The sequence below is a fragment of the Streptococcus rupicaprae genome (assembly GCF_040545225.1).
GTDB classification, from domain to species: Bacteria; Bacillota; Bacilli; order Lactobacillales; family Streptococcaceae; genus Streptococcus; species Streptococcus rupicaprae.
Map to the genome: position 1 here is coordinate 88,397 of NZ_JBEPLO010000008.1, position 7,870 is coordinate 96,266.

Annotated in this window: 8 protein-coding genes; 3 read left to right on the forward strand and 5 right to left on the reverse strand. The window is 44.0% G+C overall.

Features of this window, described 5'->3' with window-relative positions; all coding sequences use genetic code 11:
- Complete coding sequence (locus ABID29_RS04855; RefSeq protein WP_354364791.1) at window positions 1-1,287, reverse strand: homoserine dehydrogenase; 1,287 nt, start codon at window positions 1,285-1,287, stop codon at window positions 1-3.
- A gap of 144 nt (window positions 1,288-1,431) precedes the next feature.
- Between ABID29_RS04855 and ABID29_RS04860 the strand changes: the two genes are divergently transcribed.
- Entirely contained in the window at window positions 1,432-2,151 is a 720-nt protein-coding gene (locus tag ABID29_RS04860; RefSeq protein WP_354364793.1) for a pseudouridine synthase, read from the forward strand.
- A 10-nt stretch (window positions 2,152-2,161) separates the two neighbouring features.
- Entirely contained in the window at window positions 2,162-2,437 is a 276-nt protein-coding gene (locus tag ABID29_RS04865; protein WP_354364795.1) for a hypothetical protein, read from the forward strand.
- 71 nt (window positions 2,438-2,508) lie between these two features.
- On the opposite strand, the gene ABID29_RS04870 is transcribed toward ABID29_RS04865, so the two are convergent.
- The 4 genes from ABID29_RS04870 to pyrF form a co-directional block, all read right to left on the reverse strand.
- On the reverse strand, window positions 2,509-3,471 hold the full coding sequence (locus ABID29_RS04870; RefSeq protein ID WP_354364797.1) for a glycosyltransferase family 2 protein: 963 nt from the start codon (window positions 3,469-3,471) through the stop codon (window positions 2,509-2,511).
- A gap of 13 nt (window positions 3,472-3,484) precedes the next feature.
- Window positions 3,485-4,738: a glycosyltransferase family protein gene (locus ABID29_RS04875; protein ID WP_354364799.1), complete on the reverse strand. Its 1,254-nt coding sequence runs from the start codon at window positions 4,736-4,738 to the stop codon at window positions 3,485-3,487.
- Window positions 4,739-5,167: 429 nt separating this feature from the next.
- On the reverse strand, window positions 5,168-5,797 hold the full coding sequence (gene pyrE, locus ABID29_RS04880) for an orotate phosphoribosyltransferase (RefSeq protein WP_354364801.1): 630 nt from the start codon (window positions 5,795-5,797) through the stop codon (window positions 5,168-5,170).
- Between the two features lie 24 nt (window positions 5,798-5,821).
- Complete coding sequence (pyrF, locus tag ABID29_RS04885; protein WP_354364803.1) at window positions 5,822-6,523, reverse strand: orotidine-5'-phosphate decarboxylase; 702 nt, start codon at window positions 6,521-6,523, stop codon at window positions 5,822-5,824.
- A gap of 232 nt (window positions 6,524-6,755) precedes the next feature.
- Between pyrF and ABID29_RS04890 the strand changes: the two genes are divergently transcribed.
- Window positions 6,756-7,661, forward strand: coding sequence for a LysR family transcriptional regulator (locus ABID29_RS04890; RefSeq protein ID WP_354364805.1), 906 nt, complete (start codon window positions 6,756-6,758; stop codon window positions 7,659-7,661).
- Window positions 7,662-7,870: the final 209 nt, after the last annotated feature.

A 7,870-nucleotide genomic window follows, 5' to 3' on the forward strand; every position in this document is an offset into this window, starting at 1 on the left:
TTATTCCCCTAATACTTTTAAGATATTGTAAACCTCAACATCTGAAAGGTCTGCCAGACGTTGGGTCACTTTTTCCAGTTGGGTCTTATCAACCGAGTGGGTTACAATCACAACACGTGCCAGCTGCCCATCAGCTTCGCTCTGTAAAATTTGCTTAAAGGAAATCTTTTCCGCATTAAAGATCTCTGCTAAACGAAGGATTTGTCCCGGCTGATCAGGAGTGCCAATCGAGAAATAATAACTGCTCTTAACATCTTCTGGACGAGCCAAGGTAGCAGGTCGATAAAATTCATTGAAGGGTTTTCCAACCGTCTGATCCTTCAAGCGACGTGCAATCCGAATGATATCTGCCACAACAGAAGCTGCTGTCGGTTTTTGCCCCGCTCCTGGACCATAAAACATAGACTCACCGATGCCGATGGACTCGACAAAAACAGCATTCATCACACCGTTGACACTAGCTAACGGATGATCTTTGGGTAGGAAGGTCGGGGTCACTTCTGCTGCTAAGCCAGACGGCGTTTCTTCGATAGAAGCCACCAGCTTGATCACATAGCCCAACTCTTGAGCCAGAGCCACATCTTCTGGAGCAATATCTCTGATTCCTTTGTGGCTGACCTGTTCAAAATCAATGGTCATCCCAAAGGCGAATTGGCTGAGAATCACGGCCTTATAGGCTGCATCGATCCCATCCACATCATTGGTCGGATCTGACTCTGCATAACCTAACTCCTGGGCCTTGGCGAGGGCAGCTGGGTAAGACCAGCCTTCTACTACCATTTTGGTTAACATAAAGTTCGAAGTCCCATTCAAAACCCCTAAAACACGGGTGATTTTATCAGAGGTAAAGGAATTGGCCAAGGTCCTTAGGATTGGGATGCCTCCAGCAACTGCAGCCTCATAATAGAGCGCAACATTCTTAGTTTGGGCTATTTCAAGAAGCTCTGGGCCATGAACGGCTAGTAAATCTTTATTGGCAGTCACCACATGCTTACCAGCTTCGAGGGCACGTTTAATAAAGGTCCTTGCAGGTTCGATGCGTCCCATCAATTCTACCACGATAGCGATACTATCGTCAGACAGGATCTCCTCAACATTGGTCACAAATGGATAGTCATAGCCTTTGGCAAGCAAGCTTTCTTTTTCTGCCTCATCTTTGACCAAAACCTTAGCAATCTTAATAGCAGACTGGGAAGCCTGCTCAATTTTATCTGTATTTTCCTCAAGCAAGAATGGGACACCGCTGGCAACTGTTCCAAATCCCAAGAGCGCGATCTTCACTGACATAAAAACTCCTTAATTCAATTTTACCCATTATATCAGATTTTTCTGAATCTTGATAGTCTCAATCCTTGCTTTTCGCCAAACCTTTCTTTTTTCTGGATTTTTCTCCTAAAAAATCGTACAATAAATCAAAAAGAAAGGTTGTCCATGCGACTCTACAAACTGCTCAACACCAAGGGTTTAGAGACCAAAAAAGCTGTAAAAACTGCTCTAAAGCAAGGGCTGGTTTCGATTGACGGTCAAGTGGTGACCGATCCCCAGCGTAATGTTGACCCGCAGATCCAAGAAATTCGGTTAAATGGAAAAAAGCTAGAGGATTCCAGCCAGGTCTACTATATCTTGCACAAGCCAAAGGGCTATGTCACAGCAGCTAGAGACCCTAAACTCCCCACTGTTTTTGACCTCATCAGTCCGGAAGACCGACGGGAGGGACTCTACCACATCGGTCGTTTAGATGCCTCTACAGAAGGTCTTCTGTTATTGACCAACAACGGTCCACTAAGCCTCAGATTGCTACATCCTGACCACCATGTTCCCAAAACCTACCTGGTTGAAGTCAATGCTCGATTAGACTGGCGGGCCATTGACCGTTTTAGCCAGGGAATTCGTTTTCGAGATGGAACCAAATGCAAACCAGCTCAACTCAAAATTTTAACAGACCGTCCAGGTTACACCGAGGCGTACGTGACCCTATCCGAAGGCAAGTTCCATCAAGTCAAAAAAATGTTTCTGGCTGTCGGTGCCAAGGTCACCTATCTCAAACGCCTTCGTTTTGGGCCCTTTGTCCTTGATGAGGCACTCTTGCCAGGCAAATACAGACCCTTGTCTGCCCAGGAATTAGCCACTTTAAAAGCATTTTTAGATTAGGAGACCTCAAATGAACAGTTATTTTACCATGATAGCTCTTCTGCTTTTAATCAGCACTTGTCTCATCCTCTTTGGTACAAGACTCAGTCAAACCAAGCTCTGGACCTTGGCCTTACTTTTCCTGACGGCTCTTTGCCTCCAATTCTTACGGGGGGAATTGGCAGATCTAGGTTTGGTCCAAGGGGCAAATCTCGGCATCTATTTCTTCGTTGGCCAACTCTTTCTTAATCTGGCAAGCCTTCTGCTTTTTCTATTGCAGGGTTTGACCAAAAAATCAAACGATTAGATATAGTTAGAAAAGCCTTGGCGTCACCATTAGGGTGATTTCCAAGGCTTTTCTCGTCGTATTAGGTTCGTCTATCTCTTAGAAGCGGTATTAGCACTGCGTTCCTTTATCAGATAGAGGGGCCTTTTTTTAGTTTCCATAAAGACTTTTCCCAGATATTTCCCGAGAATTCCCAGACAAAGCAGCTGAATCCCTCCCAGAAAAAGGATGATGGCCACCATCGATGTCCAGCCTTGTACCTCATCGCCGAAAAGCAGCGTTCGAATGACAATCACAATAGCCAGGCCAAAGGCTAAAATGCAAAAGAGGATGCCCGCATAGGAAGCGAGGCTTAATGGAATATCAGAAAAATTGATAATTCCCTCCAAGGAATAACGAAAGAGGCTCCAAAAATTCCAGCTGGTCTTGCCTGCCACGCGCTCAACATTTTGATAAGTCAGGTATTCCGTCTTAAAACCTACCCAGGAAAAGATGCCTTTGGAAAAACGGTTATACTCTGTCACTTCTAAAATAGCATCCACCATCTGTCGGCGCATTAACCGAAAATCTCGTGCACCATCCACCATCTTAACATTGGAAATATGGTTAATCAAGCGATAGAAAGTATTGGCAAAAAAGGAACGGACGGGCGGCTCTCCCTCACGGGTTACCCGCCTGCATCCGACACTATCGAGACTGGGATCCTCTGTCAATTTTGCAATCATCTTTAGGAGTAGTTCAGGCGGGTCTTGCAGATCAACATCCATGACTGTCACCCACTCACCTTTAGCCTCTCTTAAGCCGGCATAAAGCGCAGCTTCCTTCCCAAAGTTACGAGAAAAGGACAGGTAACTTACTTGGGGATAGGATCGATGCAATTGTCTCAATACCTCTAAAGAACCATCGCTAGACCCATCATTAATAAAAATATAGTCAAATTGAACGTCAGGCCAAGACTGATTTTGTATGGCTTGCATCGCCTCAAAAAATAAAGGAATAGCTTCTTCCTCGTTGTAACAAGGGACAATTACTGAAATTGTTTTTATCTGTTTCATTTAACAGCTCCTCTCACTTCCGAAACATAACTGATTTTAAGTAGGGCCTATTGCTCCAGCCAAGAGCCGATAAAAAGAGTATATAGGGTAAAAATTGAATCAAGTAACGAGATTTCCCACTTTCAAAAATCTGAAGAAAGAGTAACCCCCCAAATAAGGACAAGGCCAACCAACGCTTATCCATCTGATCTTGAGGCTTCCAAAAATAAAAGACTAATCCTAATGAAACGCCAACCCAGACGAATTGAATAAAGTAGTCATAATACTGGTATTTGGGCTGATCCGTGTAAATGAGATAGTCTCGTATGAACTGTGTCAAAGGAACATTCTCAAACTCATTGGCTAAGGGACTGAGATAGCTGGACTTCTCATGGGAAGCAGATTTATAAATCCAATTCAAGTTTCCTTGGCCAGTGGTCAAAAACTGCTTATAAAGGCTATGGCCTATGAAAGTATATGGGGAATATTCTCCCAAACGGCGCATGATTTCCTGAATTTGGTATTGATTTTTAAAAAGACCGCTGTTGTATTTGTCTCGTTGTTCTTCTGGAAGGTACTGACTCAAGCCATCTTTCATGTCTTTCTGATCTGTCCCCGAATAAGTTAGACCAAGATTGACAAAGGTTAACCAGTTTTTAGCTAAGCCTGAATCCGTTTTAATAATGACTTCTGTTTGATTGGTTTTATAAAAGGCAGCTAGACTGTAGCTTCCTCCTAGACCAAGCGACATGAGCCCAACAAGGACAAAGGTCCGCTTCCATTGTTTTCCTGTAAAATGAACTAAGATAAAGGCTAAATAGGGGATAATAACTGTAGGTCTAAAGGTCAATCCTACCCCAGTTATAGTTCCAAGAAGCAAGCTAGGCCAAATGATCGCAGGCGACTGCTCCTCCTCCAAGAGACGTAATATAAGATAAGTTTGAACTGCTAAACAAGGTAGGATCAAAATATCTGTATACATGGCCATAAATTTCGGAGTCAAACCGATCAAAAGGTAATAAGTAAAAAATACCCTATCCGCTATGGTTTGATTCCAAAAGCGCTGAGCACTCTTATAAAATCCCCAACCGGATAGATGCACATAGGCAATGTTCAAGAACTGTAGAAACCAGACTGCCGCTCCTCCCAAATGCTTATAGGCAAAACGTTCATAAAGAAAAAGCATAAGATTATTGGGATTGCGTGATAGATAACTTGAGATTTGTTGGTCTGTGATGCTTCCGATAGCTCCATTAAAAACTACCGCAGCATCAGATCGAATCATCATATCAGCAGATAAAAGTATTAAAATTTGGACTACAAAGGTTAAGGCTACTATCTCTTTTTTACGAGCTGCAAGACAACTATAAATAGTCTTTAGACGACCTTTACGCAGCAATAAGGGAGACAGGACCAGGAAGCTTTCTCCTAAAATCCAAGGAACAGATTGATATTTATTATACAGTTTGCTGAACCACCAAAAACTGGATAGAAGCCACAACACACTAACGATTAACATGAAAACGAACAACACTTTAAATAGGTTCCGAATTTGTTTTTCAAAAACGACCATACATTTTCCTCCAAACAACTTCCTATTCTACCAAAAAATGTTAAAATCCACCAATTCGGACCTCAATCTAGCCAAACGAAAAAACTGAGGTCCTCCCCCAGCTCTTCTCTTGAATAACTAATTGTTCTATTCGTCCAGCAAAAATCAATCCTGCCAAGTCTCTTGATTGGCCTTGAATTTCTCTAACAATTCCAAACCTTCTTGGTCAATGTAGCCCATAGCTTTGGCCTGATGGATCAAATGGCTGTAAGTAGTCAGCGTCACCAAAGGAATATTTACAGCTTCAAAGGCTTTATCAGCCTTGGCCAGCTCATAGGTAAAAATGGCAACCACACCAAGAACTTCTACCCCCTCTTTTTGAGCAGCGGCAACAGCTTCTAAAACAGAGCCTCCCGTCGAAATCAAATCTTCCACGATAACCATCTTCTGGCCCTTTTGGACTCGACCTTCCACCTGGTTACCTGCACCGTGGGCTTTGGGCTTGCTTCTGATATAGGCAAAGGGCAGGGCCATCTTGTCTGCTATGATCGCCCCGTGCGGAATACCTGCTGTCGCAGTCCCTGCAATGACTTCAACATCTGGAAAATATTCCTTAATCTTAGCGACGAACCCTTCTTCAATAGCGGTCCGAACGTCTGGATAGGCCAAAGTCACGCGATTGTCCGTATAGATAGGCGACTGAATGCCAGAGGCCCAAGTAAAGGGATCATTGGGCTTGAGGTAGACGGCTTCAATCTCTAGTAGATGAGAGGCGATTTGAGTTGCCAGTGTCATAAAATACTCCTTTTTTAGTCGTTCTTAAACATCCAAGTCATTCCAGGACTTATAAACAGCATAATAGGCGTTAAGCGGATCTTGCGCCTGGGTAATCGGGCGACCAACCACGATATAGTCTGACCCGATACTACGGGCTTGATTGGGGGTGACCACTCGTTTTTGATCCCCTTCACTGGAGCCGATAGGCCTAATGCCAGGTGTCAGGCAGAGAAACTCTTCTCCCAAGACCTGCTTAATGGCCACTACTTCATGAGCAGAGCAAACGATGCCATCTAGGCCAGCGAGGTTGGTTTTCTGAGCGTAATGGCTCACTGATTCCGCTAAGGTGGTCTGGATATTCTGATCAGCCCTCATCTGCTCTTCAGAGGTAGAGGTCAACTGGGTCACGGCAAGTAATTTAGGACCTTGTCCCAATCCCTCACGCGCCGCCTTCATCATCTCCACACCGCCAGCCGCATGGACATTGGCCATGTCCACACCGAGTTCTGCTAGAACTGCCATGGCTGATTTTACCGTATTGGGGATATCATGCAATTTTAAATCCAAAAAAACACTGTGCCCCAGGTCTTTTACATAACGAACAATATCAGGTCCTGCACTGTAATAGAGTTCCATGCCGATTTTCACAAAGAGCTTTTCTTCAGCTGGAAAAAGCTTTAAAAAGGCCTTCACTGACTCAGCATTTGGAAAATCAAGGGCGATAATAGGACGTTTTTCCCGCATGGTATCAAATCCTTTCTAGATACAAAAATACCCCGCCAAGAGGCAGGGTACAGTGAAATAGGCAGAATCTGCCCTCATAACTGTCTCCTTCTCAGCCTCTCTGGACCAACTTAAAGGTTATTGGCTTAACTTTACCATTTTCAGCAGGGGTTTGTCAAGCTAAAAGGAACTTTTATCACTTTTAGCAGGAGCTCTGCGATACAAATTTCCAAAAGTATGATAGAATAAGGCTATGAGAATACAACAACTACAGTACGTTATCAAAATTGTCGAAACAGGCTCGATGAATGAGGCCGCCAAGCAACTCTTCATCACCCAGCCCAGTCTGTCCAATGCTGTCCGAGATTTGGAAAACGAGATGGGGATTGAGATTTTTCACCGCAATCCCAAAGGGATTACTCTGACCAAGGATGGGATGGAATTTTTAGCCTATGCCCGTCAGGTCGTCGAGCAGGCTGATCTTTTGCTAGAGCGCTATAAAAGTCCTGGTATTCAGCGAGAACTCTTTAGCGTGAGTTCCCAGCACTATGCCTTTGTGGTCAATGCCTTTGTCAGCCTCTTAAAGAAAAGCGATATGACCCAGTATGAGCTCTTTCTACGTGAGACTAGGACCTGGGAAATCATCGATGATGTCAAGAATTTTCGTAGCGAAATCGGTGTCCTCTTTCTCAACTCCTACAACCGAGATGTCTTGACCAAGATGTTGGAGGATAGCCACTTGACCTATACTAGCCTTTTTACCGCTAAGCCCCACATCTTTGTCAGCAAGACCAATCCCTTGGCTGGCCGTGATAAGGTGAGCCTCGAAGATTTGGAAGATTTCCCTTATCTAAGCTATGACCAAGGGATTCACAACTCCTTCTACTTCTCAGAGGAAATCATGTCAACCGAGCACCACAAAAAATCCATCATCGTCTCTGACCGCGCAACGCTCTTTAATCTCTTGATTGGCCTAGATGGCTACACCATCGCAACAGGTATCCTGAACAGCAACCTCAACGGCGATAACATTGTCTCCATCCCTTTAGATTTGGATGATCCGATTGAGCTGATCTATATCAAACACCAGAAGGCCAATTTATCTAAAATGGGAGAGCGTTTCATTGACTACTTGCTTGAAGAAGTCAAATTCAACTGATATTGGTTGATCGAGACCTAAGAGTGTGAACGCGCCTTGCCCTAGCTCCTTACTTCTTCAGTGTCCCTGTCTTATCAGATTCTCCTTTATTTTGAGAGCCAAGTCACTCAAAAAGAGGCTGGGCAAAAACTAGTTTCAGAATAGACAAAAACGAGCATTTCCGCAGTTGGAGATGCTCGTTTTCCCATGTCATGGTTTATAATTATAAT

Bases quoted from the DNA above. Each gene is read 5' to 3' on its own strand.
- ABID29_RS04855 (WP_354364791.1), bottom strand. From the start codon at position 1,287: ATGTCAGTGAAGATCGCGCTCTTGGGATTTGGAACAGTTGCCAGCGGT.
- ABID29_RS04860 (WP_354364793.1), top strand. From the start codon at position 1,432: ATGCGACTCTACAAACTGCTCAACACCAAGGGTTTAGAGACCAAAAAA.
- ABID29_RS04865 (WP_354364795.1), top strand. From the start codon at position 2,162: ATGAACAGTTATTTTACCATGATAGCTCTTCTGCTTTTAATCAGCACT.
- ABID29_RS04870 (WP_354364797.1), bottom strand. From the start codon at position 3,471: ATGAAACAGATAAAAACAATTTCAGTAATTGTCCCTTGTTACAACGAG.
- ABID29_RS04875 (WP_354364799.1), bottom strand. From the start codon at position 4,738: ATGATGATTCGATCTGATGCTGCGGTAGTTTTTAATGGAGCTATCGGA.
- pyrE (WP_354364801.1), bottom strand. From the start codon at position 5,797: ATGACACTGGCAACTCAAATCGCCTCTCATCTACTAGAGATTGAAGCC.
- pyrF (WP_354364803.1), bottom strand. From the start codon at position 6,523: ATGCGGGAAAAACGTCCTATTATCGCCCTTGATTTTCCAAATGCTGAG.
- ABID29_RS04890 (WP_354364805.1), top strand. From the start codon at position 6,756: ATGAGAATACAACAACTACAGTACGTTATCAAAATTGTCGAAACAGGC.